We start from the raw sequence: 298 nt of genomic DNA on the forward strand, positions 1-298 counted from the left end.
CTGGGTATCAGCCAGGCTGAACACGAAGCGTTTTTCCGCGACATGCTCGGCGACATCGACGAACCGACTCTGGCTTACGGCATACAGGACGTGCAGGGCGATGGCAGTGGCATCGAGGAAGTGAATCAGTTACTCGACAGCCAACTGAGCAGCCGTATACGCAGCATTGCGCGGCAGTTGGGGGTCAGCGCTGCAAGCCTTGCCCACCTGGCATGGGCTCAGGTAGCTGGTCGGGTCTCGGGGCGCGAAGAAGTCGTGTTCGGCACCGTACTGATGGGCAGGATGCAGGGCGGCAACG

General features: G+C 61.4%; 1 pseudogene. It reads left to right on the plus strand.

Features of this window, described 5'->3' with window-relative positions:
• Nucleotides 1-298: pseudogene (locus AO388_RS07170) on the plus strand (hypothetical protein); the annotation flags it as partial.

The organism is Pseudomonas sp. ICMP 10191, from assembly GCF_001467335.1.
GTDB classification, from domain to species: Bacteria; Pseudomonadota; Gammaproteobacteria; order Pseudomonadales; family Pseudomonadaceae; genus Aquipseudomonas; species Aquipseudomonas cerasi.